The sequence below is a fragment of the Listeria booriae genome, from assembly GCF_000766865.1.
GTDB classification, from domain to species: Bacteria; Bacillota; Bacilli; order Lactobacillales; family Listeriaceae; genus Listeria_A; species Listeria_A booriae.
In genome coordinates this window covers 66,964-92,973 of the sequence record NZ_JNFA01000004.1, presented here as the reverse complement: position 1 = coordinate 92,973, position 26,010 = coordinate 66,964, and the positions used below count along the sequence as shown (strand labels likewise).

Here is a 26,010-nt window from a genome sequence, read left to right as displayed (position 1 = left end):
CCTTTAAATTCCGTCATATAATTCGCCTAATTTGCGTTCCTCAACCGACCAATTGAAGTTAGCGACATGCTGTTTATAGCCATTCGCGCCGAGTTCTGCTTGCGTTGATGGATTATCTAGCAACACCTGAATTTGTGATGCTATCTCATTTGGAGACAACGGGTCTACTACATATCCACTTTTCGTTTCCTCCACTAATCGTCCATACGACTCAAAATTAGACAGGACATAAGGCAGAGAAACCGACATATATTCAAAAACTTTTGTTGGTAGTGATCGTAAATAATTTGCTTCTGGATGAAGTATTGCCAAACCAATATGAGATTTCGCATAATAGGTCATCAACTTGTGCAAGTCCAAGCGTCCAAGTAGCTTTACTTCGTCTTCTAAATCATGCTTTTGAATAAATTGTTCTGCGTATATTTCCAATCGTTGCGGTACTTTTCCAATAATCAATAACTGAAAATCATTATTTGCTTTTTTTAAAAGTTTCGCGACTGCTAGCATCTCTTTAAAACCACGTATCTCGTGAATTGCTCCTGCATAAATCAGCGTTTGCTTCTCATACTTCAACATGTCAGTTGGCTCTTGCAAAAATGGATAATTGTAAATGTCCATCTGTTTCGTCGTCAATGATTCGTAATTTTCCTTATAATACTTCTCTGCATAAATCACTGCATTCATTTTTTGGAGCATCTTTTTTTCCGTAGTAGAAACAACTCGAAGTAACCATTTTGGCATTCTCATCTTGCCAATCTTTTTTCCTTTCAAAACTGCCGGAAAATCTTCATGCATATCGAAAATTACTTTTTTTCGGTGTTTTCTTTTTAGCAAATAGCCGAGTGGTAATAATTCTGGATCGTGTATGTGAATTATTTCTGCGTTAGAACGTTTAGCGATTTTATAAAGTTGAAGCCATGTTTTCCACCTCTGAGGTATACTTTTTGGTGCAAATGTAACCACGCGTAAATTCGGAATATCGCCTTCATACACATGATTACTGGCCACCGCATAAAGCGTTACGTCATAGCCTAAACGAGCCAAACTCACAGCCTCTTTATGGAAAACACGCGTATCATTCCATGGATGAACTGAACTCATTATTAACACTTTTTTCATTATTCGCTTGCTCCTTTCATCCTCAATGTTCGAATAAAACTGCGTTGCGTAAGGGCAACTAAAACGCCATATACTACAATCCCGATTCCAACAAGTAACAGAAATGCCACTAGCGGCGAGAAACTCAATTCTGGTTTCACGTAGTAGAGCACGATTCCCATCACGCTAGCATTGAAGACGATGAGTAGATGTTGCTTTATCAGTCTATGTTGCCCATCGATTCGCCCAATCCGTTTTTCAAGTAATCGATAAGCAAACCAAGCCGATGCAAAATTCATAAATCCGGGGATAACAAGTACCGCATAGATATTAAAAATCGGGGTTAAAGCTAGGAGCAACAAAACATTTCCGAAGATTGTAAAAATAGAAATTCGCGAGGGCATTTTAGTATCACCAAGGCTAAAGTAAACTCGGTAAATAAAATCTCGTAGTACTAAACCTGGTAAGCCAATGCCTAGCATCGTCATAAATAGCGTTACTTGTTGCGTGTCTGCTGCGGTAAATGCGCCTCGTTCAAAAAGTAATGCCGTAAGCAAGTCCCCGATAGTCATAATCCCAACGACGAGCGGAATGACTAGCATGTTCGTAACGATGGTGTACTTGATGAACAGTTCTTTTCCAACTTCCACTGTTTTAGCAAAAACCCGAGACATCGATGGATAAACAAGTGTCAAAATATTAACGAGAACTAGCGCCTGAATTATACTCAAAATCTGGTTAGCATAGCCTAGCGTTGCAACATAACCCTGACCTAAAAAGCTAGCGAGAGTCGTTGAGAAAAGCAGTGAGATTTGAAATACAATCGAGTTAAAAACAACCGGCCCTGTTTGGCGTACCAACTTGTGAAAAATTCGGTTTCCCCATTTAAATTGGATGCGAAATGAGAAACCCCGGTTTTTGATGAGTAGTATCGTAGCTTCGACCATAAAGGAAATTGTCAAAAATAAACTGACTAGCAAAATAGATGGATTTTTCGCAGTGACAATGTAGACTCCGCTAAAAATGGTGCTACAAAAAGTCGCTATTTTAGCAGTTAGAAAGTCGTTCTTCACCTGCCTGAATGCTGTTAAAACGGTAGTCAGAACACGATAAATTTGCGCAACACTCAAAATCATAATGACCGATAATGTCAATGTTAATGTTTCTGATAAGCCAGATTGATTTTTCAATATCCAAGATACACTTCCAATGCTTATTCCTACTGCCACTGCGATTCCCAGCAACAGAAAGCTAACATACGTATTTATTGCCGCCCGCTCGGCCACACTATCGCCACGCTTCGTCAGAAACGGAATGAGTACCGTAATAATAGCGGGTATCGCCAAATTCGTAATCGATACTGTATACGTGTTCGCTAAATTGTATGCATCGACTTCTGCACCCATACCGAAAATTTTTGCGATAAAAGCGTTTTTTATCAGTCCGACAAACTGGGTGGCAATCGTCAATAGGATCATGAGCAGGAATGGTTTTATTAATTTGGAAGTCACTAGTCAATCACCTTTTCTAGCTAATTTTTAGGCATTTAAATTCTGTTGATAAAAAGCCACTGTTTTTCTTGCAATTTCTGGCCAAGCGAAGTTTTCTCGTACAGATTGCAGCGCTTTTTCACCCATTTCTATCCGCTTACTTTCGTCGGCAAACATCTCCAAAACACCATCAGCCAATGCTTCAGCAGATTTAGCGGGGACGAGCAAACCTGTTTCATGCGGAGTAATAATTTCAGGAATGCCACCAACATTTGTTCCAACAAGAGGTTTGCCACATGCCATCGCTTCAAGCCCTGCAATACTCGTTGCTTCCATCAAGGACGGTAACACGACAACATCGGCTACATTAAAGTAATATGGCATTTCAGGATTCGTTACACCAGTCACAATGGTTACGCGATCCTCTAAATTCTTTTCTTTAATAAAGGTTCGTATCGCGGCTTCCTGACTTCCACTGCCAACAATCAATATTTGAATTGTCGGGTCATTTTCCACTATCTTCGGAATAGATTGTGTAAAATACAAGACACCATTCTTTTCTTCTAATCGCCTCGCAATCATGACAACTTTATCAGAAAATTTATAACCAAGTTGCAGGCGCATTATATGACGCATTGTCGTATCTGGATAAAATTTAGAAATGTCCACACCGTTCGAAATATTAAGCGCTGGTTTCTTGGGTAAAATGGCTTTAATTTTACTCGTCAGCTCCGAACTCGGTGCAATAACACCGTCCATATGACCTAGCAACATCCGACACCGCACAAACTTCTTTTGCTCATACCAATTCAAGAAAGTAGATGAATGATTCGTAAAAATTTTTACACCATCGAACGGAATTTTTGTGATGACAGAATCCGCAATGAGTTTATGCCAATGAATCACTTGAAATGTATTTTCTTTCAGTAGTTCCTTGATTTTACGTCTGCCTTTATACATAAATTCCAATGCACGAATTTTTCGTCTATCGCTTACTTTTACTCGTACAACACGAATGTTTCCAATGTATTCTTCTTCTGGTAGTTCATTCTTGGGATCATATATTTTTGTAAGCAATACTACCTGATGGCCCAGTTCACTAATGGAGCGACTGATTTCTAATACATGGGCTGCAATTCCTCCAACCTTTGGATAAAAATCATCAGACACCATCAAAACATTTAGTCTTTCGGTCATTATTTCTCCACCGTCCACTCGTGAAATGCGTCTCTCTTTGGATCTTCATACACGATTTTGTCAACGACACTGTTTTTTGGAATGGCGAAATATACGACACCTCGAATCTCTTTATTACCAGCGATTGTTTGACCCAGTTCATCTACCATCGGGTAATTCGGCTGATATTTTCCATTCGAATCCAAAACTTTGAAAAGGCTCGCAGCCATCGGAATCTTATATTCTGTCATGTTGTTTATTTTCATATCCACTTTCACAAGCTTCTTACCTTCTAATTTCTCATGTTTTGGGATACTTTTTTCAGCATCTTTGATTTCTAACATCTCCATTTTTAAACTTGCTACTGTTGCTGTATTATTTTTTGGAAAAGCGTGTTGCGTTGGTTTCAATTCTGCTTTCTTTGGTTCCTCGTTCTGTTGGCACGAAACGAGTATACTTACTGCAAATAGGCTACATATTAAGAGTATAATTTTTTTCATTTTTAAGCTCCGTTCGTTTAAAGTAATGGTTCAATACCGCCAAAATAATGCCAAAGCTAATCCACACATAACTTTTTTCAAGTGTCGTACTCGATGCAAAAGAGATAAATGGAAACGCGACACTAATAATCAGGGGCAACATGTACCATGATTCTTTCGTTTTGTTCGCTCTCCATAGTCGGAAGCTAAAGTACCAGATGAGGTAGAGAAAAAGGAACAGGCATAGCGCCGATAGCAATCCATAATTAGCCAAAACTTCTAGTAAAAAATTGTGCACGGATACGTTACCTTCTTCATTTTGCTCGTCAGCGGGAAAATATTGTGCTAATTTCATCTGTACGTTCCCTGGACCAACCCCCACAAAATGGGAATCCAGAACCGTTTGCCACGTATAATTCGTTATTTCTAAGCGAAAGTCGGTCGAATTATTTTTTTCCGTGTAAGTTCTATTTACCTGTGCTGTAATCTCCTGCATCGCTGGTAATTGCAAGAAAAGCGGGATGGTTAGTAGAATCATAAGCCCCCATTTCCATGATTTTTTCAAAATCAGGAGAAGTAAAATTCCAGCAATTAAAACGAGCGCGATGCGTGATTGTGTTGCAACAATGATATAAACACTCATGAGCGAGAGTACGATTTTCATTGTTTTTCCAAAGATTGTCTCAGAACGCATGTATACGAGGACGAATGGTAAAAACAAAACGAGAAAGGAGGCGAGATCGTTGGGGTTAAAAAACGTTCCACTAGGCAAGAATTGGACGTTCCCAATTGCACCTACGAGGGCTGATTTTTTCAAATGAAGTCCAGTTGTAATCTCATAGACACCGATACCAATATTGATGATAATCACGCCACACACTAGTAGTGCTAGTCGTTCTAGTTTCTTTTTACTATCCAAGTAATAAACGCCGGTGCCGATAAGGTAGATAGCTTCGATGATGTAATACAGATTTCGGAATCCTGCGACCTGATATTGGGCCCAAATAAGCGTAATTGCTGCTGTAACTAGCCAGCCGATCAGTAATAGTAGCAAAACTCGAACACGCCTATCCAGCCATGACCAGTCTTTCCAAGTGAGCAAAAATAATAGTGCTTGAACTGGTAGCAAAACTCGATATAAGAACAAGCTCTCATAACCTGGAACAGATAGAATGGAGCCAAAGAAAGAAGCGACTACAAGGATTATCCAGGTCATCTCTGCTAGTTGTTTCAGTGTGAAAAAGAAACTGAATACCACAATACCGATAAAAAATGGGATAACTAGTACTTCTTTAAATACCACTCCCGCTGCAAGTAATGCTAGGAAGCTCAGTACAAAAATCGCTTTTAAGGTTAACGCTTTATACACCATTTCCACCTCAGTATTTGTAGTGATAACCTTTCATATCACTCTTAGAAATTGCGACACCATTCACTACACTACCAATCACATTTGCATCTGCAATCTCCAGATAACGCATCGCTTGTTTAATATCACTGCGCTTCGTCTTTTTAGCAAAAGTGACAAAAAGTACACCGTCACATAAGGAACTAAGAATACGACTATCTGTAATAGGCAAAAGCGGTGGCGCATCAATAATGACATAATCAAATTGTTGTTTCGCCTCTTCAATAAGCTGCTTCATCTCTAAAGAATCTATCCATTCATTCGGGTTTAGCGGTGCAATCCCGGTCGGCATCAATCTTAAATTAGGATGGTGTGTCTCTTGCGTACATTCCATCAATGTTTTATCACCCGTCAAGCAGTCAATTAGCCCTATGTTCTCCGATATTTGCATATATTTTCGTAAAGATGGTCTGTGAAAATCCGCATCAATTAGCAATGTGCTATTTCCTTTTTCCGCAAAAACAGTAGCAATATTGGCACTAGTAAAACTCTTGCCTTCACTCATGTTCGCAGAAGTCACCATGAAATTACGGATACCTTGTTTTTGTAACATGAATTGTAAACTTGTCTGGATGCTATGAAACTTTTCTTTGTAAAACTGAATCTCTTTCGTTTGTTCAAAATCGCGATATGTCTTCATGTTTTTCTCCTTTCTGCGTTACTTAATGAGCGGTATATCACCAATAAATTTCAGGGACAGTTCTTCCAAATCATCCTCACCCTCAATCACATTTCGGAACAGATAAATAAGTGAGACTAAGAGGACACTTCCAATGATTCCAAGTACAAAGGCAATCATCGTGTTGATAATAACATTCGGAGAGCTTGATTCTAAGGGGAGACTTGCTGGTTCTAATATAATAACTTTATTATTAGAAATCAGCTTTGGCAGGTCTTTTTGATACGTTTTTGTAATCGTATTGACGATTTTTTGCGCTCTTTTGGGGCTAGCATCCTCTACGGATACTGTGAAAACGAGGGAATCTTTATCTGATTGAATACTTATTTTTTTTGCTAATGCCTCATTGGTTTCAGCGAGATTCAGCTCTGACCTCACTGTTTCCATCATTCTTGAGCTTTTTAATATCGTATTGAACGTGTTTGCCATCTGCATATTTGTTCTTAGCTGCTCTGAATATACGGTGGTCTCTTTTTCTGAGCCAGATTCTACGTTAGTCGTTATAAAAATCTGTGCAGATGATGTATATTGTGGCACGAGGTAGTACTTACTAATACCAAATGCAATGACCATGGCGATCAATGGCAAGGCGATTAACCATATCAGATTATTTTTTATAATCTTTAAGGCGACGCCGAGCTCCATTGTTTTTGCACTCATCTCTGTTCACCTCTACTTTTTCTATTCATGCTTGCCCTATCTTGTATACATGGTCATATGACTTTGTCCAAACGTTTCTAGTATCGATAATGCAAGAACTGTTTTCCAAAATTTGATTGTAATCAATCGTGGAATGTTTCGTCATAATAATAACGCCATCATACGTTGCAAGATCTGCTATTTCATTTTCGGGGCGAACGATTTCACCTGAAGCATCTCGGAATGAGGACACAAAAGGATCAAGTACAGTGAGTTTTGCATTAGCTTCTTTCAAATGCTCGTATACGTGTAGCGCTGGGGATTCGCGCACGTCGTCAATATCGTTCTTATACGCCATACCGACAAGTAGAATACGTGACTGGCTAAGTGATTTACCTTGTTTATTGAGCGCTTTGCTAGCGATTTCCACGACATGTTTTGGCATAGAAGTGTTCACTTGTTGCGCTAAATCAATAAATCTGCTGAAGAAATTCTTCTCTTTGCCTTTCCAATACAGGTACATCGGGTCAAGCGGAATACAATGTCCACCAACGCCTGGACCTGGATAAAATGGCATAAATCCAAATGGTTTTGTTTTCGCAGCGTCAATTGCTTCCCATAAATCAATACCAAGCTCTTCTGCTAGTAGTGACATTTCATTGATAAATGCGATGTTAATACTACGGAATGTGTTTTCCAGCAGTTTCGTCATTTCGGCAATTTCTGGTGTGGATACTGGAACAACCGTGTCAAACGCATTTTCGTAATATAGCTGGCCAAGTGCAGAACACTTCTCTGTCATTCCACCGACTACTTTAGGAACTTCTTTCGGTTTGAATTGTTTGTTTCCGGGATCGATTCGTTCAGGAGAGAAACAGATAAATAAGTCTTCACCTGTTGTCCAGCCTTCTTTTTCAAACTCGGCATAAATCAAATCGCGCGTTGTACCTGGATATGTCGTGCTCTCCAAAACAAGTAGTGTGCCTTTTTGAATGACTGGTTTTAGACGGGAAACTGTGTCATTGATATAACTCATATCTGGTTCATGCGATTTCGTAAGTGGGGTCGGAACACAGATACTAATGATGTTTGCTTTTGCTAGTTCCTGATAATCTGTTGTTGCTTGGAAGCGCTGATTTTGCAATGCCTCGCCAATCACTGCTTCTGGAATATCGATAATATGCGATTTGCCGAGTGATAATGTTTCTACTTTGCCAGCATCCAAATCCACGCCGATGACCTGAAAGCCTTCCGATGCAAATTCCATCGCGAGCGGCAGACCAACATAGCCCATACCGATGACACCAACCACTGCTTCTTTTTGCACAATTTTATGCTTTAATATTTCATAGTTGTTAACTGCCGCCATAGTTTCTGATTGCGTATATGTCATATTTTTTCATATCTCCAATCTAATTCTACTAACCTAAATAATTGTTCTTTACGTTCTTGTTCCGTGAAGCCCATATAGTTATCCAACAACAGCTGGATGTCCACTAATTCGGCTGGGTGAGGATTATCCTCGCCAACAAAAATCTTATCGAAAATTAAGACGGGTTTCTCCTCATGATTTTCAAATAGTTCTTCTTGTACTTTTTCACCTTTACGAATACCGATGAATTCAATGGAAACTGTTTCACGTTTCTGCCCAGTCAGGTCGATTAATTTGTGAATCACATCTAAAATCTTAATTGGCTCGCCCATGTCTAAAACAAATATCTCGCCACCGACTGTTAGCATACTCGCCTGTATCACTAGTTTGCTCGCTTCTGGAATTGTCATGAAATAACGTTCCATATCGGGATGCGTCAATGTGACTGGCTCACCGTTGCATATCTGATCGTGAAATAATGGAACGACACTGCCTCGACTACCAAGTACATTTCCAAAGCGTACGACACAAAAGTGGGTTTGTGACATCTGGTTGAATAACTGGACAATTTTTTCTGCAACGCGTTTGGAAGCACCCATCACAGTTGTTGGCTTCACCGCTTTATCTGTTGAAATCATGACAAACTTGTCTACATTGAATTTATTGGCAACTTCCGCTAAATTCCAAGTTCCTCGCGCATTATTTGCAATGGCTTCCGAACTATTTTCCTCCATCAACGGAACATGTTTATGTGCCGCGGCATGGTAAACAATATCTGGACGATGCGTTTCAAAAACTGCTGTTAGTCTTTCTTTATTTTGGATATCCGCAATACATGGGACCAACTCTACATCTGGATGAGCTTTCTTTAGTTCGCGGTGAATGTTATAAATACTTGCCTCACCATGCCCAAGCAAAATCAGTTTTTGGGGATTTCCACGCATAATTTGACGCGTGATTTCCGAACCGATAGAGCCTCCAGCACCCGTTACTAAAATCGTCTTACTCTTCACCATTCGTGCGACCTTCTGATAATCCAGCTCGAATTCATCGCGCTCGATAATATCCTGATAGGCAACAGGGCGCATCGCAATTTTCTCTTTTCCAGCAAAAATATCTTGTAATATCGGTAAAACTTGTGTCTCTATTTGTAGCGAGATACAAGTATCTAAAATTTGTTTGCGCTTCGTGTGCTCTAATGATGGTATCGCAAGTAGTACACACGCGATATTTTCCGTTCGAACAACCTCTTCTAATTGATTCAGCCCACCAAATCGCGGTATTTTATTCAACTTCACGTCTGAACAATCATCTAGCAGACCAATGATTTGGTATTCTGAGGTTGCCCTACTTGTCAATGTATGGAAAACATAGTGAGCTGCTTCTCCACCACCGATAATTAACGTTCTTTTCAAAACCATTTATTACACCTCACACTTATTTATCGCTATTGTTCATTTTTCGGGATTCACTTGCCATTCATATTTTTTCTTCGTAATTGGATGTGTGTATACTACTGTATACGGCCCGTTGTCAGTTGCCTTAAAGTAAGCATATCCGGTCATCGTTTTCTTTGGTATAACATTTCCCATCATATTTTCAAATGGATATATAGCAAGCTTCTTCCCTTTGCTGTCCTTCACTTGAAGTTCTGTGCTATCGAAAAATATTTCCTCAATCGATGTGTTTTTCACCGTCATCTTCAATCGTAAAACTTGCTTCACCTTCTCAGCATCACGATCCCGTTCATCCGTATAATTTGCTTGTTCGATATTTATTTCTAAACCTTTTGCATCTACTTTTTCTTGTGTTTGATGATTCGGAGCCTCTGTTTTCTTAGGCGTTTCGTTCCCAGTACATGCAGCGATGACCATGGTTGCTAGAACGAGGCCCGTAATAGCTAGTAATTTTTTTAACACGATTATTCCTCCTAATGTACTGATTGTTGTTATCTTTTTTTATATTCGTAGAACTACATACAAAACTCATTTAAAACGAATATATTCCGTAATTGGAAAGTAATATATTCTTCTTCTTCCAGCTGTGTCAAAATACCGCTCAATGTTGTTTTACTGACACCTGCGTAATTAGCCATCACATCTCGTGTAAAGCATCTTGGTATTTTCACATAATCTTCTGATTGTTCTGACCCAAAACGTTTGACAATAAATTGAAGCATATTCTCTACTCGCTTCTGATTCATATCACTACTTGTTACAATTTTTAAGGCGTAGCGCTCGTATGTCATGCGCATATAGTTATAATGATATAAATAGCCTTCTTGAATACTCATGATTTTTGCGATAACATCACTTAGCAGTAGTCGCCAAACTGTCATTTTGCCGGTTAGAGCCACACCGTGTATTTGCATGTTGGGAACTGCGCGACTATGATGTAATCCGATAAAGTCTCCTTCACCAACAAAGTCAATAATTTGTTTGCCGATGTAGATAGCGCCAATGCCACTTTCTACAATGTACATATATGGAGATTCCACTTTATTCGATTCTAAAGTAATATGATCACCTTTCCCGTATACAATGCGCTCTTTATAGATTGGAAAAGTATTATCATTGAGTAACAACGCTACTAATTTCCGTGGATGAAAGTCTTGTCCAATCGTGTCTTGATTGTAAAGCTCCATTAACCCCATCTCATCACCTCCAAAATCATACTAACAGGTCTAATTATCTTTTTTTTTTTAAAAACATAGCTCATTTCAAAAATTTATGTCTATTTCGTGAAATTCATTTCGCATAATTGTTTTGCTGTTAACTCTATTTAACCATCTCAATCCATTTTAAGGTAATCACAATTGTCAACAACTAATGTCAATTCTGAAAAACAAAAAAATAAGCGAAGAAAGCACAGTCGCTAAACCATGTTTCCTCGCTCATTCCTTTATTGCTCATCAAAAATTAAATTATTTATCCTTTCCCAGTCATGTTCTGTAGGCATTCGCTCCGTTCTGTATTTAACGCAATCGAGCTTCTCACTATCTTCTTTATAATTATAAATCACGATATCCACGTCTAAATCCTCTATAATTTTGCTCGTTATATGCTGATTTACCAGAAACGTAACTTTCACATTTTGATTTACAAAACTATTCACCAAGATTTCCAAATAATTAGTGTATGCCTTCTTCCCATCAAAAGTAAATAACACATGCTTTTTCTTATCCGATTTACCATGTTGCGAAAAGTATGTAAACATCGCAAGGTTGATTGCAACATCCTCTGCATACTCTATCCCAAATTTTTTCTTAATCGGATCATCATTCAATATTTCTAACCATTTCATATAAATAACTGGATGTCGGTGTTTGATTAGTTTGTTAACTTCCATACTATTTTTTTGAAATAACGGTGTTAATTTAGTAAGAAAGAAAAGATTACGCAAATACAACACATAGAGTGACAGTGTTTCTTTTTCAGGTAATTCTTTCTCTAAAGCAGCAAACGCGCGAACTAAAAATCGATGAATGACCTCTAAATTTTCTTTATCGAGCAAATCCTCTGTTTCATACAGCTCGCCTTTTTCATATACATAATTGTCTAACGTCAACAAAGTGGCATACAAAATCTCGTCCTCCGTCACATATTGTTTCTCAATATCCGGAAAATATATTGGTCCAAACTGTGGCGTAAACTCATACGCCCTCAAATGCCTCACTATACTTTTTAAACTACTATCTAAAGTAATCGTATGCCCTTGCTCTAAACGCTTCGTTGTAACCATAATCCAATATAACGAGCTCCTATGCAACGTTGCTACCCTATGATTCGTGACCTCTGAAAAAAAGCGGTACGATTCGCGAAAAATCTTTTGATGTTTTTCTGTCGGTCGATTCATAGAAGAAATATCATTCGTATTGTAGAAGAAGTGAAAGTAAAAATGACGGATATTTACCTCCTCACCAACAATGGCAACGGGAGTTAATGTCAAATCTAGCTTAAACTCTTTTAATACTTTTTTCAGATAACCTAGATAGCGATACAATGTCGATGTTGATAAAAATAAGTCGTCCGCCCATTCATCAATGGTCAAAAAGATTTCCTCATATACGTTATTAACAATCGTATACAGCGGTGATTGCTCTGAAACTTGAGCCACTAGGTCTTCAATCAAATGTGCATGATTAATCGTATACCCAGAAACCGTACTAAACTCCACAATATTATCTTCGGGTAACACATGCTCCAAATCCTTCATATCACGAAATAGCGTTCGTTTAGAAGTCCCGAAGTCATCTGCAATTTCATCAAGCGTTATTGGGTAATTTGCCTCGTATATTGCTTGCAACAACTTGATTTGACGCTTTATCTTTTTATCAGCGACTAGCTGTGAAAAAAAATGATTCATAGCATGCTCTCCCTTATATCTGAGTCTCTCCATATGTATTCTACCCATCCTTGCAATCATTATAAACGCAATCTTTCATTTCCTGCAACTACAACATCCAATTTAAGACAGGAAAATACCCAATTCTTCATAAATTATCGAAAAATTGGGGTATTTATTTTAGCATCATTATTTCACTTTCAATTGCTTTCTAAAGAAAATATATTGAAACAGTGTCGGCTGGTAAAACACGTTGCCTTTGCGGTGTTTGTCTGCTATTTTTGGCGGTGCTAGCTCTGCTTTTTCGCCGGAGAGGAACTGGTGTAGTAGTTGGATTCCTTGTGTGAGTTGCAAATATGGATAGGTTACGAAATTGTCTTTTGGTGTGATATTGATTTTTGTTTGCGCTATGATGTTGCCGGTATCGATGCCGGTGTCGATATAATGCAATGTTACGCCGCAGTTTCTTTTGTCTTGTTTTGCGAGTGCCCAATAGCCGCCGTGGCTGCCCCTGTAATAGGGCGTGATTCCTGCGTGGATATTGACGAATGGGGCTTTTGTTGATTCTAGAACTTGTTTGCTGATGATTCTTGTTCCGCAAACAATGACTAAATCTGGGGATTCTGATTGAATCGCTACAATGGTTTCTTCGTCATTGATAGACGCCACTCGCTGGATTTTCGAATCTGGTATGTTTGCCTTCTCGGTGCCTTCTTTGGCGATGATTTGTTGGATGCGGTCTCGTGCCTCATATTTTAAAATCGGTAGGCAGAAAAGTTGAAACAGGACTTGGCCGATGACCGTTCTAGTTCCGAGTCGCCTTGCTCGTTTTTGGAGCATGCCTTTTTTGGATAGCGGGGCTTCCATCACGACGGTGCTGATTGGGAATGTTGTGTTTATTTTTTGGTATACGGTATGTGAACTCGCTTTTTCACCTGCAAGCATCATGATTTTCATAGGGGGGCTTCCTTTCTCGCTAGTTTTTGCGCTAGCTCCTGCATTGTTACGCTTTCGAAACCGAATTCGTTTTGCAAATCTTCGTAATACTGGCAGATTTCTTGTAGCATCGCGATGTTTTCTTTGATGTTCGTGCCAAAATTATGTGGGTGAAACCAGAGATGGAATACTTCCCCGCGTTGGCTGGCGTGGCGCATCGCTTTTTTGATACGGTATAGCTTGAGTGGTTCTAAAAAGCGGGCTTGTTTGGCGTATGGTCTTAGGAAACGACTGGAAGGAATGTTGATCATGTCTTGTTCTATGCACGTATCTGGTGCGAATGTGTGCTGGCCTGAAATATTGACATAGGCGTCCATAAGTCTTAGTGCGCGATGTAGCTTGCGTTCTCGTCCTTCTCGTTCGCGATATAGGCTGTGTTTCTCGTTGCCGCGAACTATGTGCATTCCGTGTTCTTTCAATGTGTTTAACAGCGCTGGATTAAATTGATTCCGCGGAAAAACAAAGCTTTTTGGCTCGATATTTTGTGCGTTCATCATCGTTAATGCGGCGCGGGTATCGTTTTGGAAAGCTTGCTCGGCGTCTTTATTATCAAGGCAGTAAAAGTGGGAATAGGTGTGCAGGCCTATTTCTTGATGTTCTGTTGCGCTGATTTTTTCGATTAAAGAAAGCGCGTAGTGAGCGGGATCTTCGGACTCGTTTTCGCCGAGCGTTGTGCATTCTTTTAGGAAACTTTCTATTTGAGGTGTGGATGTGTTGTTAAAATATTGTTTATTGGCGTCTAAAATCGCGGTTTTGGACGGGGCGAATAAGGCGCCTACTGTTGCCCAAGTTGCATGTACTTGATAAGAGGCGAATGTTTTTAAGATGTCTGGAATCGCTTTTCTGGCGCCTACAATGTGTGGATCGTATGTGTGATTCGCATCCCAAGAATAGCTTCCCCAGCGTAATTCAAAGTCGAGCGAGATGACGAAATAACCGTTTTTCACTTGGCGTAACCTACCTTTTCATTTACTTTTGATTTTTTGTGTAATATACCGTTTTGTAGCTGTCGCCTCGGTTCTTTCTGCCATTTAGCACGGCGCCGATCATTTTAATTTTGGATTGTTTGATTTTATCTAAGGTTTGTACTGCGTCGCTTTGATCGGTATGTTCACTGCGCAAAACGAGGATTAGTCCGTCGACGATGTTGCCGATAATAAGTGGATCTACAACTGGCAAAACTGGCGGTGCGTCAAAGATGACGATATCAAACATGTCCGAAACGATTTTCGTGAATTCTTTCATTTTGGTTGAAGATAGTAATTCGGCGGGGTTTGGCGGAATAATGCCGCTTGTGATAACGAATAGGTTTTCATGCATCGTGATTTCTTGGAGGCAGTCTTCTAGTTTGCCTTGCCCTGCCAAATAGTTGCTGAGTCCGAGTTCGTTTGATAAGCGTAGTGTTGTGTGTACGGTTGGTCTTCTTAAATCAGCGTCGATTAGCAAAACTTTGTTTCCTTGTTCGGCAAATGAGATGGCCAAATTCATCGAGATGAACGATTTTCCTGCGCCTGGTTCTGGTGATGTGACAACCATTGTGCTCAGTTTTTCGGTGGAGGCGAATTGGATGCTCGTTCGGATGGTTCGCAGTTGTTCGGATGATATCGAGTTGGATTCTTTTTGCATGATCGAGATATTTGGTTTCTTTTTTGGTTTTATTTTAAATCGCATCATTTATTCCCTTTCTCTATTTGATTGACTGTTCCTAAAATTGGTAGTTTTAACAGTTCTTCAATTTCATCTTGTGTTTTAATGGTGTTGTCGAACACTTCTTTAAGCACGATGATAACAAAGCTTAGGAATAAGGCTACAAGTAGTCCGATGGCTAGATGCATGTTGTGGTTTGGGCTGGACGGTTTTTGGCTATCCTCGATGTAGGCTTTTGATAGAATGGAAACATTGTTCGATTTGATGAGATTGCTTGTGTAGTCTACGAACTGATTTGTTACTGTATTGGCAATGTCTACTGCGACGTGAGGGTCTTTGTTGCGCACTTTGAGATTGATGACTTGAGAATTGGAATCACTAGTGACCATCATCATTTTTTCAATATCGTTGGATGTATATTGTGGGTATTCTTTCGCGACTTCTTTTAAGAGCTGTTTGCTTTTTAAAATGACCGAGTAGGTGTTTACCATTTGAATGTTAGCTTGGACTTCGGAGCTTTGCGCGTTGTCTGTTTCTTTTGCTTGTGTGACTAGAATTTGGGTTGTGGCGCTGTAGCCTTTGGGGATGACGAAAAATGTCACGGCTCCTGCTGCTAAAATTCCGATGATTGCTAGGCCAATGATAAGTCGACTATTTCTTTTTATCGTTTGGAAAATAAGTTTTATATCCATAGAATCGATTTGTTCTCCTTTATCTCTTGATAATTTGCCGTATTTGCACGACATCTTGTTTTTTTATAAATAGTGCGTCATGCCATTTCGCGTCTGTGTTTCGGATGAGCCAGATGAGGAAAATCCCGCCGGAGAGGCTGTAGGAAACGATGGACGCAAGCGCGGAACCAATTGTTCCAAAGAAAGGCACGAGTGCAAAATTGAGTGCTATGTTTAAGAGAACTGTGATGAGTAGCGTCACGAAGTAAAAACGCCATTTTCCGTTAGCAATGAATAATGTTCCGATGATTTTTGTATATACCATCGCTGGCACTGCTAGGAACATGAGAACCGTGATGCTGTATGCGCCGATGAAACTTGCGCCAAACATGAAGCCAATCAACCACTTACCGCCGATAATCATTAGTATTCCGAAGAAAATGACCGAAGTTGTCGCCATCCGCAGTGAGAAAAGCAGGCTTCTGATGTCGTCGCGTCTTGCATTTTTATGCAGCATGACTTCTTTAAAAATATCTGGGATCATCCACGCGTATTCGGCGAGCTGAACACCGGTACTGTAAAGCCCGATGTCGTAAAAGGAAACATTCATCCAGCCAAGTAACACGATATCGATTCGGTAGTTAATCGAGATTAGAAAAGTCGTCAACATTGGTAACATACCTGCTACTAAGATGGCTTGAAATGCCTTTTTCGAACCGCCAAAATGAAAGTTCTTTGCGAGAATTCGGAGTGTGCAACCAATCAAAATCACATTTTTGAGTAAGAAAACGAGTAAGACAAGGCTCACATTGCTGCTGAAAAAGTAAAACAAAACAATGGTGAAAAGTAGATTAGACACGGCGCCGATGATTGTAATGACGCTATGTGAACGAATATCTTCTACCAAATTTAATTGGGAGAGCTGTAGATTTAAAATGCTGACGGAGATAAGTATCGCGACGAAGCCGTAATTTCCCATGCCAGACAGGAAGAAAAATAGCAACGACAGTGCGATATATATAATAAACTGGAGCAAGGATAACGTAATGAATACATTTCGGTAATCGCGCCCTTTTCGTTTGTATTCTGGGTAGACGAGCGAGATGCCTAGATTCAATATTGTTGTTCCGATAGTCACCAAGTTGAATAAATAACTGTACTCACCTTTTAGTTCAGGTCCTAGAAAACGTGTGAGGAGAATCATTGTTAGCAAACCTGTGATAATGACAATGCCTTTTTTGATAATCGTGATGCCATACGCGTTTTTGGCGATATTGTGGAGGGCTTTAATCATGCCCTGGTTTTCCAATGAGTTTCGCTGGAACGCCGCCTATTTTGCTTTGTGCCGGAAATGATTTCGTAACGACGGCTCCTGCTGCTATCAATGAATCTGAGCCAATTTCGACGCCATCCGTGATGACGGCTTTACTCGCAATCCAGCAACCAGAACCAATTCGGACTGGGGCCGGCGTGTAGCCACTCGTCATTTTGCCATTTTCGAAAGTGTGTTGTGATGTTACAATAACGCTCATCGGGCCAATTCGGACATTGGAGTCAATTTTTAAGCCACCGACGCCGTTCATCCAGTTGTTGTGCGCAATGTAGACGTTATCGCCGATTTCAATGCGTTCGGGATTGTTGATGATGACGCCACTCGCAATCCGAAACCCTTTACCACATTTCTTAAAAAATGGCCGCATCAGAAAGCCACGAATCGCAACAGTCGGTGTACAGTTTGGCAAGATTGCTGTGAGTAGGTTAATCAAGTGAATCGGCACAGAATAGCGAAGAAAACGCCCTGCTTGATCTAATTTTTTATTCATAGTATGGTGCTCCTTTGTCTGCGTTTATAAATAATTTTTTGATTCAAAAAGTAGATAATCAAGAACAACACAAGATTGTAACTAATATCGTTCACTAAATTCATCGTGTTTTGCCCCATCAGAAAACCGATACGCGCCGTTGAAATCGTTAGGAAATACACCAGTTCGATGTTCCCCACCCGCTCCATTTGCGCTTGGAAAAAGTACGCCAAAGCAACGAAGCTAACCGAAAGTAGCGGTGCAAACAAGTAACCAAAATACAGATTTCCTTGCCCAATCATCGGCAGAATTTGCGAAACATTATCCTTAAAGAAATAACGTTCATTGAAATACAGGACGGAGAAATCGATTGGCAAATCTTTGATGAAAATATTAACGCCAATCATCGGCCGGAAAATATCGTAAAACAAAACGGATAAATGGCCCGCCTCTGGGAACATGTTTTTCATTTCAATGGCCATTGCTACGTTGTACGGTCCGCCAAGATATACTTGCATCGTATCCGTAAAATCGACTAACTGACTCAAATCACCTGATACAGAAACGATTTGTCGCACCGAAGCAATTAGGACAACAACAAATGTCACGATGGACACGATCAGGATGGCTGCTTTTTTGAAATGGTCGGGAAACAACTTTTTAAAGACGAATAAAGAGGTAATCGTACAAAGGATGATGTCTGTTCGGTTCGTCCCTGCAAAAATACTAATATTCAGCACCATCACAGCGATTGCCGCGTAAACATAATACACTTGCCCTTGCGATTTATATTTTTCAAAACATAGCCAGATCAGCAAGAGTGCGACCAGTTGTTTGGCAATCATAAACATGTATAGTGCGAAGTATGATGGAAGAGATAACGTCTGGAGAACGCCAACAACACGATCAGAAGGTACAAGAAACGATACACTATTCAAAGCTCCCGGCATAATAACGACGCCGAGTATAGCTACAATCGCAAACAGTACATAGAAAAAGGTAGATGGACTTCGTGTCAACGATTTTTCGGATAGTGGATGTTGTTTTTTTCGTTTTTTGCGTATCGCGTCAAATATCGCAATAGCAATCGTAACGATGACAAGTTCATACAACATGAGTTGCAAAGCCAAGTTATAGCTGTGCGCAGTCGGTGGTACTGGGGATCTGCCGCCATAATAACCCGCATACACGATGAAAAATGGAAGCACGACATAGCGCATAAAACTAAGGGCTATAAACACGAGGTTGAACATTTTAAAATCATAGACTAGCGAGCGAACGTAGACAAAACTGGCTGCAAAAAGATAGAGCAACGGCAAGAGTGGTAATAATTCATATCCTGGCTCTCTGTCGTGCAAGCTGATAAAGATAAAACTAAAAAGCGAGAGAAGGGCAATGATTGCCACACCTGAAAATTCAATGAGCCGCTTTTTAGAAAGTGACGTCACATGGATTCACCTGCTTGAATTAAGAATTTGGCAATGGCTTGAATAACATAATGTTGTTCTGTAGGCGTCATTTGCGTGGCAGATGGTAAACAAAGACCACTTTCAAACAAACGCTGAGCATTGCTGATTTTACTGTTTGCATCTTCTGCGAAAAAGCGATGATTTCGGAAAACAGGTTGCAGATGGAGCGGCTTCCACAATAAACGTCCTTCAATACCACTCGCATCTAGCGCTTCTTTTAATTGCAACGGATGAATGCCGTCCACTCTTATTGTCGACAACCACCGATTCGAGAAGGTTCCCGCGATTTCATTCTGATACGTGATACGCGGAAAATTACTAAACGTATCCGCATACTTCGCAAAACCCGCTTCATACTGCGCAAAAATCTCCCGTTTCTGATTAACCCGCTCTTGCAAAACTTCCATTTGTCCGCAACCGATGCCAGCTGAAACGTTGCTTAGGCGGTAGTTGTAGCCTATTTTTTCATGTTGGTAATACGGCGCGGTTTCTTTGGCTTGCTCTGATAAGAATTTCGCTTCTTTTGTCCAAGCTTCGTTCGCCGAGACTAGCATCCCGCCACCAGAAGTCGTGATTATTTTATTCCCGTTGAAAGAATAGATGCCGATATCGCCGATAGTCCCCGTCTGCACGCCTTCATATAGCGAACCTAATGACTCTGCGGCGTCTTCAATGACAGCCACTTGAAAGCTTTTCGCTAATGCTAGAATTTCCGTCATTTTGGCTGGTTGACCGTAAATATGCACGACGATAATTGCTTTTGGGAGCTTCCCTTGCTGCTTGGCGTCTTCGAGTGCTCGTTCTAGCGCGATTGGCGACATATTCCATGTGTCTAACTCCGAATCGATAAAAATGGCCTCAGCGCCTTGATACTGAATCGGATTGGCCGAGGCTGCAAATGTGAAACTCGGGCAAAAAACAGTATCCCCTTGCGTCACACCTAGTAGTCGTAAAGCTAAGTGAATCGCCGCAGTGCCTGAGTTCGTCGCTGTCGCAAAGGCTGCTTTCGTATAATCGCGCACTTTTTTTTCAAATAAATCGACATTCGGACCAACTGGGGCAATCCAATTTTCCGCAAATGCTTGTTCAATATACGCCATTTCTTTCCCGCTCATATGGGGAACGGCTAGTGGAATTCTATTCATTGCGTCTTCTCCTTACTTTTTACTGCCTTCAAATGGTGGTGTTGTCGCATAGCCATCCCGCGCAATATCTTCGCTCAACAGCACTTTTTTTACCGTTCGGATTAAAATATGCACATCTTGGCGCATCGATAAACGATTGACGTAGCGGATATCCCAAGCAAATTTTTCTTGCCAACTGATAGCATTTCGTCCATTCATTTGCGCAAGTCCCGTCAAGCCTGGTTTAACGTGATGTCGTTTGCGTTCTTCTTCGGAGTAGAGTTCTAAATACGCCACAAGTAACGGCCGCGGCCCAATGAAGCTCATATCTCCTTTTAAAACATTCCAGCATTGCGGCAATTCATCCAAACTTGTCTTCCGCAAAAAATTCCCTAGCTTTGTAATCCGCTGCTCATCTGGCAATAATTCGCCATGTTCATCCCGCGCATCGGTCATTGTTTGGAATTTGTAAATCCAGAAAATCCGCTCGGCTTTACCTACGCGTTGTTGTTTGTAGAGAACACGGCCTTGTGTTGCATAAAGTAGCAGGCTAATCCACAAAATCGGGATTAAGAATAGGAGGAGAAAGAGACACGCTCCGAGAATATCAAGAATTGGTTTTATAAGCCGATACATGTTTTTCTCCCCTTTCTAGATATGTTTCTTTCATCCGCTGCCACATGTGTTCTGATTGGAAGTCCAGAATGACCCGCTTCTTCCCGTTAAAAGCATACGCCTCTCGCAAAACTTGATCTTGTTGCAATGTCTGGATTGCCGTTTGGATTGCCGTTGCGGATTTAGCCGGAATAAGAATCCCTGTCACCCCGTCAACGATTGCATCTTTGATTCCCGTTACATCCGTTCCAATTACCGGAAGTCCCGCGACCGCTGCTTCTAGACATACATTAGAAAAGCCTTCGCGATACGATGGGATAACGAATACGTCCATCATTTTATAATATGGCGCCGGGTTTGGAATGAAGCCTGTGACGCGGATATTTGGGTGGTTTCGAATCGTGTCGACGGTTGTTTTTTTCAAGCCATGTTGTTCCTCGAAATCACCGACGAGCAGGAGATTCAGATTTTCAGATTGGAGGAAAGCCGTGATTAATTCTTCGATGCCTTTGTCTTTTGTAATCCTGCCTGTAAAACCGATGACAAATTGCTGATTATTGAAAGGATACGCGATTGTTTCTTGACTTTTTGCCGCGAAATCTCCCAAATGTATTCCGTTACTGCTTCCTTTTCCTAAAACGCGCATTTTGGATGTGCCTTGGATTCGCAATTCTTTGCATTTCGTAATCAAGCTCGGACTGATGGCGATGACTTGCGTGGAAAGCCCGATGATGAGTTGTTCCATCAGCCAAAGTATTTTTCGCAAGTTGCCTGTTGCCGTTTCCATTCGCAAGCCGCGCAATGTGTAGATGCGTGTTTTTGTTTTCATGAGAAATGCGGCGATACTGCCTAATAGTGCGGCTTTCGGTGTGCCGACATTAGCAATGTCTGGCCGGACTTTTCGGAAAACGAGAATCATTTGTATTAATGCTTTTATGTCTTTTAAAACCGAGATTTCGCGCGCCATTTCCACGTGATGCACCGTAATTCGACGATTTTTCTTAAGTTCCTCTGAGCTCGGTCCTTTAGATACGACTAAATGGACGTCAAAACCTTGCTGTGCCAAGTATTCTAGCTGACCGTTTAACAGCCGTACGCTAATGTCTGCCGTGACTGCGATGAGTAGTTTTGTCATCACAAGTTCCAACTATATGATCGTGATTTTTTCAAAGCCTTCTTTAAGTCCACTAACATACTTGATTCATCTTTCAAAATGGCACGTGCCAGCTTCCCATTTTCAGCGATAAATTGCTCGTGCGGTACTGCCAAAATGACAACATCGGAGTCTTCCAATTCTTGATAACTCGCCATTTCAAGCCCGTATTCATGCGCCACATCTTGCTCGTTTACTAGCGGATCATGCACTTGCACCTGCATCCCGAACGCTTTTAATTCCGCGATTAGATCAATGACTTTCGAGTTACGAATATCCGGCACATTTTCTTTAAACGTCAAACCTAGAACGCTCACTTTTAACTCACAAATATGTTTTTGTTGTTGCAAAAGTTCTTTCACGATTTCTTGCCCGACAAAGCTTGCCATACTGTCATTCACGCGACGCCCTGCCAAAATTACTTCTGGATGGTAGCCTACGGATTCGGCTTTGTGCGCCAAGTAGTACGGGTCAACGCCGATGCAATGTCCGCCTACTAAACCTGGTTCAAATTTGAGAAAGTTCCATTTCGTCCCTGCGGCTTGGAGAACTTCGTGTGTATCAATATCTAGCGCGTGGAAAATGCGAGATAGTTCGTTCATTAATGCGATATTAAGATCGCGTTGTGTATTTTCAATGACTTTTGCGGCTTCTGCGACGCGGATTGATGAGGCTTTATACACGCCAGCCGTTACTACAGATGCATAAACATCCGCGATTATATTCGTGATTTCTTCGGTTTGACCTGCGACTACTTTTTGAACGGTGGTGAATGTGTGGATTTTATCGCCTGGATTAATTCGTTCGGGAGAGTAGCCGACAAAGAAGTCCTCGCCGCATACAAGCCCTGAGTAGTGCTCCATAATCGGGACACATTCTTCTTCGGTCGCGCCTGGATATACCGTCGATTCGAAAACCACGATGGTTCCTTTTTGCATATGTTCGCCAATCATTTGCGATGCTTTATGCAAAATAGTCATGTCTGGTTGGTTGCTTTCGTTGATTGGTGTTGGCACAGCAACAATGATGAAATTACAGTCGCCTAAACGCTTCGCTTGACTCGTGAATTCGATTGCGGTAAGAAATAAATCCTCTTGTGTTACTTCTCCTGTATCGTCTATTTTGTTTTGCAGTTCGGCGATACGTTTTTCGTTAATATCTACGCCAATGACAGGCATTTCTTTACCAAAAGCAACTGCGACGGGAAGTCCTACATAGCCAAGTCCTAAAACACCAAGTTTTAATTCATTCATTTATTTTGTCCCTCAATCCAATTCATAAATTTTTGGTAATGGTTTTTGCGTTTTTTAATTAATACTTCTTTGGAGAATTGTTGTGCTTTTATATAATTGCGCTCTATTTGTTCGATATATAGCGCATGATTTTCAGTTAGTTTCACAATGATAGCTGCTAATTCCGCATCGTTTTCGCTTTCAAAACGCATGTTTGTTTCTGCTAATTCTTTCATTCCGCCTACGTTCGAAGTAATGACCGGGCATCCCATCGCCATCGCCTCAATTACGGAACGTCCTTGTCCTTCTGTTCGGCTCGGTTGGAGGTAAATATCGATATCTGGCAGCCAGTCAAACACCTCATGCGCCGGCTTTGTGCCACAAAAAATGACGCTTTCTTTCAGGCCGCTTTCTGTTGCAAGTTGTTTCCATTTACCACTAACGCCACTTCCAAGAATGCGAAATTCAAATGGGGGTAGTTCTGTTTGGAGTCGTGCTAGTGCTTTTATAGCCACATCGAGTCCTTTATACTGCGAATCCAGCGATCCCATCATCCCAAACACGATTTTCTGGTTTAAATCTCTTTGTTTTCTTTCTTCGATTAATACGTCATCTACAAAATCTGGTAGTTCCGTATTGGAGCAGCTTACTTGAACACCTTTTGTCGGGTATAGCGTTTGTAGTTCTTTTTCGGTGATGTATAGCGCGAATGGGGCTTGTGCTACCGTTTTTAGCATCGTTCGTTCCGCGACAGGAGCGTATAGTTTCGCTTTTAAACTGCCATGCAATCGGTACGTCTCTTTCGGATCGCCAACGACTTCTACGGCATACGGTTTCCCAAGTTCTCTCGCTACCTTTACAGCTAAAAATCCAATCTGAGAAGGCAAGCGCGCAATCACGGCATCTGCTTGACTCACTGCTTTTCGCATCGCTTGAATGGCTGGATTATACGGCATAAAGTAGGCGTAACTACTCGGATTAGGAATCGCCGTAAACGATACGCGTTCACCGCTCGACACGCTATATGCTTGTTTGGACTTTGTAAATGGGTATAACCTACAAGCTACCGTCAACGTATCGCAATGCGTTAAATAACGTTGCCAAGTTTCATACGGAAAAGCTGTTTTTGAGAATACTTTCTCGTCACTTTCGTAAAACTTATGATCATATGCGAATAACCAATTCACTTTGTCATCCTCTCCTTCATGCCTTGTTTGCTAGTTAGGATACATATTTCGTTCAATAATTCTGTTTCTGTTAGCTCGCGGTATTTTTCCGATAAGCAAAGAAGCTTTTTGGCGTCGAATTGTACGGTTTTGCCGACATGGATTTTTGCGGATATTTGTTCTTGGTAGATTTCGTCGGCGTCTAGTAGTTCTTCATGCAGCTTCTCGCCAGGTCTAATTCCTGATTCTACGATGGCGATGTCTTGTGCTGAATAGCCGGAGAGTGCGATCAGATTCTGCGCTAAGTCGATAATTTTGACGGATTCGCCCATGTCTAAAACATAGATGTCACCGCTTTTGGCGAGCGAACCGGCTTGTAAAACGAGCGATGCGGCTTCTGGAATTGTCATGAAGTAGCGCGTCATTTCGCAATGGGTCACCGTCACTGGACCACCAGCTTTAATCTGCTTTTTGAAAAGTGGGATGACACTGCCGCGGCTGCCGAGTACATTTCCAAATCGCACAACCGAGAAGTTACAGCTTGCATCTTCTGCTTTTGTTTGGATATACATCTCTGCTAAACGCTTGGTGCGCCCCATATTGTTGACAGGATTAACTGCTTTATCGGTAGATACCATCACACACGTTTCAGCTTGAAAAATTTCTGCCATATCTGCCACGTTTTTCGTTCCGAGGAAATTGTTTTTGAAGGCGCTGCGTAATGAGCGTTCCATGAGTGGGACGTGTTTATGGGCGGCGGCGTGATACACAATATCAGGTTTATGCTTTGCGAAAACGTCGTAGAGTTCGTCGCTGTCTTGAATGTCCGCAATAACTGGTTCTACACGGTCGCTTTCTAAGTCCATTAACAATTGATAAATACTGTTTTCGCCATGCCCGAGCGCGATTAGTTTTTTTGGTGCGAGTTTTAGTAATTGTTTGCAAAGCTCCGAACCGATCGAACCGCCTGCTCCTGTTACTAACACTTTCTTCCCGGTGATTTGGGATACGAGGAGGGCTTCGTCTAGCTTTACTTGGGAACGGCCTAGCAACTTTTGCATCGTGACTTCTTCTAGTGCTTTGAAAGAATCGTTTTGTGTGATTAGTTCGCGGATGCCTGGTATTGATTTCACGAGGATTTGTTTTGCCATGCCTGTTTGGACTATTTTGTCGCGCTTTTTTATATCCATATCAGAGATTGCGATGACGACCATTTGGATGTCTAGCTGTGTAATCATGTCGTCTAATGCGTCTAATCCGCCTAGGACGGGATAGCTGTGAAAAACTGCATTCCATTTTGCTTTATCATCGTCCAAAAAACCGACAAGTGCGTAGCTTTCTGGATAATCTTTAATAAAGGAAGCGAGGACATTCATGCCTAATTCGCCTGCGCCAACAATCAGGATTTTTTTTCGTGTGCTAGGAATGTTTTTCATTCGATTTGCACCTT

At 41.0% G+C, this 26,010-nt stretch carries 25 protein-coding genes; all 25 read right to left on the bottom strand.

Annotated features, from left to right (window positions below):
- Positions 1-3: 3 nt before the first annotated feature.
- The 25 genes from EP57_RS02225 to EP57_RS02110 all read right to left on the bottom strand — a co-directional run bounded on the left by EP57_RS02225 (position 4) and on the right by EP57_RS02110 (position 25,996).
- Positions 4-1,119 (bottom strand): glycosyltransferase family 4 protein, encoded by a 1,116-nt coding sequence (locus EP57_RS02225; protein ID WP_036083797.1) that lies wholly within the window; start codon positions 1,117-1,119, stop codon positions 4-6.
- The gene (murJ, locus tag EP57_RS02220) at positions 1,119-2,609 is read right to left on the bottom strand and encodes a murein biosynthesis integral membrane protein MurJ (protein WP_036083795.1); all 1,491 of its coding nucleotides are present in this window, start codon (positions 2,607-2,609) and stop codon (positions 1,119-1,121) included. Before murJ ends, EP57_RS02225 begins: the two co-directional genes overlap by 1 nt.
- A gap of 27 nt (positions 2,610-2,636) precedes the next feature.
- Positions 2,637-3,785, bottom strand: coding sequence for a glycosyltransferase family 4 protein (locus EP57_RS02215; protein WP_036083793.1), 1,149 nt, complete (start codon positions 3,783-3,785; stop codon positions 2,637-2,639).
- The gene (locus EP57_RS02210; protein WP_036083791.1) at positions 3,785-4,264 is read right to left on the bottom strand and encodes a DUF4352 domain-containing protein; all 480 of its coding nucleotides are present in this window, start codon (positions 4,262-4,264) and stop codon (positions 3,785-3,787) included. Before EP57_RS02210 ends, EP57_RS02215 begins: the two co-directional genes overlap by 1 nt.
- Positions 4,236-5,612 carry an O-antigen ligase family protein gene (locus tag EP57_RS02205; RefSeq protein WP_159106405.1) on the bottom strand — a complete coding sequence of 459 codons (1,377 nt, stop codon included), beginning with the start codon at positions 5,610-5,612 and terminating at the stop codon, positions 4,236-4,238. The genes EP57_RS02210 and EP57_RS02205 overlap by 29 nt, the downstream gene beginning before the upstream one ends.
- A gap of 10 nt (positions 5,613-5,622) precedes the next feature.
- The gene (locus tag EP57_RS02200) at positions 5,623-6,291 is read right to left on the bottom strand and encodes a CpsD/CapB family tyrosine-protein kinase (RefSeq protein ID WP_036083787.1); all 669 of its coding nucleotides are present in this window, start codon (positions 6,289-6,291) and stop codon (positions 5,623-5,625) included.
- An 18-nt stretch (positions 6,292-6,309) separates the two neighbouring features.
- Positions 6,310-6,990, bottom strand: coding sequence for a YveK family protein (locus EP57_RS02195; protein WP_036083785.1), 681 nt, complete (start codon positions 6,988-6,990; stop codon positions 6,310-6,312).
- 25 nt (positions 6,991-7,015) lie between these two features.
- On the bottom strand, positions 7,016-8,362 hold the full coding sequence (locus EP57_RS02190; protein WP_241480694.1) for a nucleotide sugar dehydrogenase: 1,347 nt from the start codon (positions 8,360-8,362) through the stop codon (positions 7,016-7,018).
- Complete coding sequence (locus tag EP57_RS02185) at positions 8,359-9,762, bottom strand: polysaccharide biosynthesis protein (protein WP_052167488.1); 1,404 nt, start codon at positions 9,760-9,762, stop codon at positions 8,359-8,361. The genes EP57_RS02190 and EP57_RS02185 overlap by 4 nt, the downstream gene beginning before the upstream one ends.
- A gap of 33 nt (positions 9,763-9,795) precedes the next feature.
- Positions 9,796-10,260: a DUF4352 domain-containing protein gene (locus tag EP57_RS16315; RefSeq protein ID WP_052167487.1), complete on the bottom strand. Its 465-nt coding sequence runs from the start codon at positions 10,258-10,260 to the stop codon at positions 9,796-9,798.
- Between the two features lie 53 nt (positions 10,261-10,313).
- Positions 10,314-10,994 (bottom strand): Crp/Fnr family transcriptional regulator, encoded by a 681-nt coding sequence (locus EP57_RS02180; RefSeq protein WP_036083783.1) that lies wholly within the window; start codon positions 10,992-10,994, stop codon positions 10,314-10,316.
- Between the two features lie 248 nt (positions 10,995-11,242).
- On the bottom strand, positions 11,243-12,706 hold the full coding sequence (locus EP57_RS02175) for an AcpB/EbpR/MafR family transcriptional regulator (RefSeq protein ID WP_036083781.1): 1,464 nt from the start codon (positions 12,704-12,706) through the stop codon (positions 11,243-11,245).
- Positions 12,707-12,874: 168 nt separating this feature from the next.
- Positions 12,875-13,642: a formyl transferase gene (locus EP57_RS02170; protein WP_036083779.1), complete on the bottom strand. Its 768-nt coding sequence runs from the start codon at positions 13,640-13,642 to the stop codon at positions 12,875-12,877.
- Entirely contained in the window at positions 13,639-14,628 is a 990-nt protein-coding gene (locus EP57_RS02165; protein ID WP_036083778.1) for a polysaccharide deacetylase family protein, read from the bottom strand. The genes EP57_RS02170 and EP57_RS02165 overlap by 4 nt, the downstream gene beginning before the upstream one ends.
- Before the next feature lie 22 nt (positions 14,629-14,650).
- The gene (locus EP57_RS02160) at positions 14,651-15,355 is read right to left on the bottom strand and encodes a CpsD/CapB family tyrosine-protein kinase (protein WP_036083777.1); all 705 of its coding nucleotides are present in this window, start codon (positions 15,353-15,355) and stop codon (positions 14,651-14,653) included.
- On the bottom strand, positions 15,352-16,020 hold the full coding sequence (locus EP57_RS02155) for a YveK family protein (RefSeq protein ID WP_036083775.1): 669 nt from the start codon (positions 16,018-16,020) through the stop codon (positions 15,352-15,354). Before EP57_RS02155 ends, EP57_RS02160 begins: the two co-directional genes overlap by 4 nt.
- Before the next feature lie 19 nt (positions 16,021-16,039).
- Positions 16,040-17,293 carry an oligosaccharide flippase family protein gene (locus EP57_RS02150; RefSeq protein ID WP_036083773.1) on the bottom strand — a complete coding sequence of 418 codons (1,254 nt, stop codon included), beginning with the start codon at positions 17,291-17,293 and terminating at the stop codon, positions 16,040-16,042.
- Entirely contained in the window at positions 17,286-17,822 is a 537-nt protein-coding gene (locus EP57_RS16310; RefSeq protein WP_052167486.1) for an acyltransferase, read from the bottom strand. Before EP57_RS16310 ends, EP57_RS02150 begins: the two co-directional genes overlap by 8 nt.
- On the bottom strand, positions 17,819-19,249 hold the full coding sequence (locus EP57_RS02140) for a hypothetical protein (RefSeq protein WP_036083771.1): 1,431 nt from the start codon (positions 19,247-19,249) through the stop codon (positions 17,819-17,821). The genes EP57_RS16310 and EP57_RS02140 overlap by 4 nt, the downstream gene beginning before the upstream one ends.
- Entirely contained in the window at positions 19,246-20,415 is a 1,170-nt protein-coding gene (locus EP57_RS02135; RefSeq protein ID WP_036083769.1) for an aminotransferase class I/II-fold pyridoxal phosphate-dependent enzyme, read from the bottom strand. The genes EP57_RS02140 and EP57_RS02135 overlap by 4 nt, the downstream gene beginning before the upstream one ends.
- Positions 20,416-20,427: 12 nt before the next feature.
- A complete protein-coding gene (locus EP57_RS02130; protein WP_036083767.1) occupies positions 20,428-21,030 on the bottom strand; it encodes a sugar transferase in 603 nt (200 codons plus the stop codon).
- Positions 21,002-22,144, bottom strand: a complete 1,143-nt coding sequence (locus tag EP57_RS02125) for a glycosyltransferase family 4 protein (RefSeq protein ID WP_143812821.1) — start codon at positions 22,142-22,144, stop codon at positions 21,002-21,004. Before EP57_RS02125 ends, EP57_RS02130 begins: the two co-directional genes overlap by 29 nt.
- Positions 22,144-23,415, bottom strand: coding sequence for a nucleotide sugar dehydrogenase (locus EP57_RS02120; protein ID WP_036083765.1), 1,272 nt, complete (start codon positions 23,413-23,415; stop codon positions 22,144-22,146). The genes EP57_RS02125 and EP57_RS02120 overlap by 1 nt, the downstream gene beginning before the upstream one ends.
- Positions 23,412-24,581, bottom strand: coding sequence for a glycosyltransferase (locus EP57_RS02115; protein ID WP_036083763.1), 1,170 nt, complete (start codon positions 24,579-24,581; stop codon positions 23,412-23,414). Before EP57_RS02115 ends, EP57_RS02120 begins: the two co-directional genes overlap by 4 nt.
- Positions 24,578-25,996: a polysaccharide biosynthesis protein gene (locus tag EP57_RS02110; RefSeq protein WP_052167484.1), complete on the bottom strand. Its 1,419-nt coding sequence runs from the start codon at positions 25,994-25,996 to the stop codon at positions 24,578-24,580. The genes EP57_RS02115 and EP57_RS02110 overlap by 4 nt, the downstream gene beginning before the upstream one ends.
- Positions 25,997-26,010: the final 14 nt, after the last annotated feature.

Bases quoted from the DNA above. Each gene is read 5' to 3' on its own strand.
- EP57_RS02225 (WP_036083797.1), bottom strand. From the start codon at position 1,119: ATGAAAAAAGTGTTAATAATGAGTTCAGTTCATCCATGGAATGATACG.
- EP57_RS02215 (WP_036083793.1), bottom strand. From the start codon at position 3,785: ATGACCGAAAGACTAAATGTTTTGATGGTGTCTGATGATTTTTATCCA.
- EP57_RS02210 (WP_036083791.1), bottom strand. From the start codon at position 4,264: ATGAAAAAAATTATACTCTTAATATGTAGCCTATTTGCAGTAAGTATA.
- EP57_RS02200 (WP_036083787.1), bottom strand. From the start codon at position 6,291: ATGAAGACATATCGCGATTTTGAACAAACGAAAGAGATTCAGTTTTAC.
- EP57_RS02195 (WP_036083785.1), bottom strand. From the start codon at position 6,990: ATGAGTGCAAAAACAATGGAGCTCGGCGTCGCCTTAAAGATTATAAAA.
- EP57_RS02190 (WP_241480694.1), bottom strand. From the start codon at position 8,362: ATGACATATACGCAATCAGAAACTATGGCGGCAGTTAACAACTATGAA.
- EP57_RS02185 (WP_052167488.1), bottom strand. From the start codon at position 9,762: ATGGTTTTGAAAAGAACGTTAATTATCGGTGGTGGAGAAGCAGCTCAC.
- EP57_RS02180 (WP_036083783.1), bottom strand. From the start codon at position 10,994: ATGGGGTTAATGGAGCTTTACAATCAAGACACGATTGGACAAGACTTT.
- EP57_RS02175 (WP_036083781.1), bottom strand. From the start codon at position 12,706: ATGAATCATTTTTTTTCACAGCTAGTCGCTGATAAAAAGATAAAGCGT.
- EP57_RS02170 (WP_036083779.1), bottom strand. From the start codon at position 13,642: ATGAAAATCATGATGCTTGCAGGTGAAAAAGCGAGTTCACATACCGTA.
- EP57_RS02160 (WP_036083777.1), bottom strand. From the start codon at position 15,355: ATGATGCGATTTAAAATAAAACCAAAAAAGAAACCAAATATCTCGATC.
- EP57_RS02155 (WP_036083775.1), bottom strand. From the start codon at position 16,020: ATGGATATAAAACTTATTTTCCAAACGATAAAAAGAAATAGTCGACTT.
- EP57_RS02150 (WP_036083773.1), bottom strand. From the start codon at position 17,293: ATGATTAAAGCCCTCCACAATATCGCCAAAAACGCGTATGGCATCACG.
- EP57_RS16310 (WP_052167486.1), bottom strand. From the start codon at position 17,822: ATGAATAAAAAATTAGATCAAGCAGGGCGTTTTCTTCGCTATTCTGTG.
- EP57_RS02135 (WP_036083769.1), bottom strand. From the start codon at position 20,415: ATGAATAGAATTCCACTAGCCGTTCCCCATATGAGCGGGAAAGAAATG.
- EP57_RS02130 (WP_036083767.1), bottom strand. From the start codon at position 21,030: ATGTATCGGCTTATAAAACCAATTCTTGATATTCTCGGAGCGTGTCTC.
- EP57_RS02125 (WP_143812821.1), bottom strand. From the start codon at position 22,144: ATGACAAAACTACTCATCGCAGTCACGGCAGACATTAGCGTACGGCTG.
- EP57_RS02120 (WP_036083765.1), bottom strand. From the start codon at position 23,415: ATGAATGAATTAAAACTTGGTGTTTTAGGACTTGGCTATGTAGGACTT.
- EP57_RS02110 (WP_052167484.1), bottom strand. From the start codon at position 25,996: ATGAAAAACATTCCTAGCACACGAAAAAAAATCCTGATTGTTGGCGCA.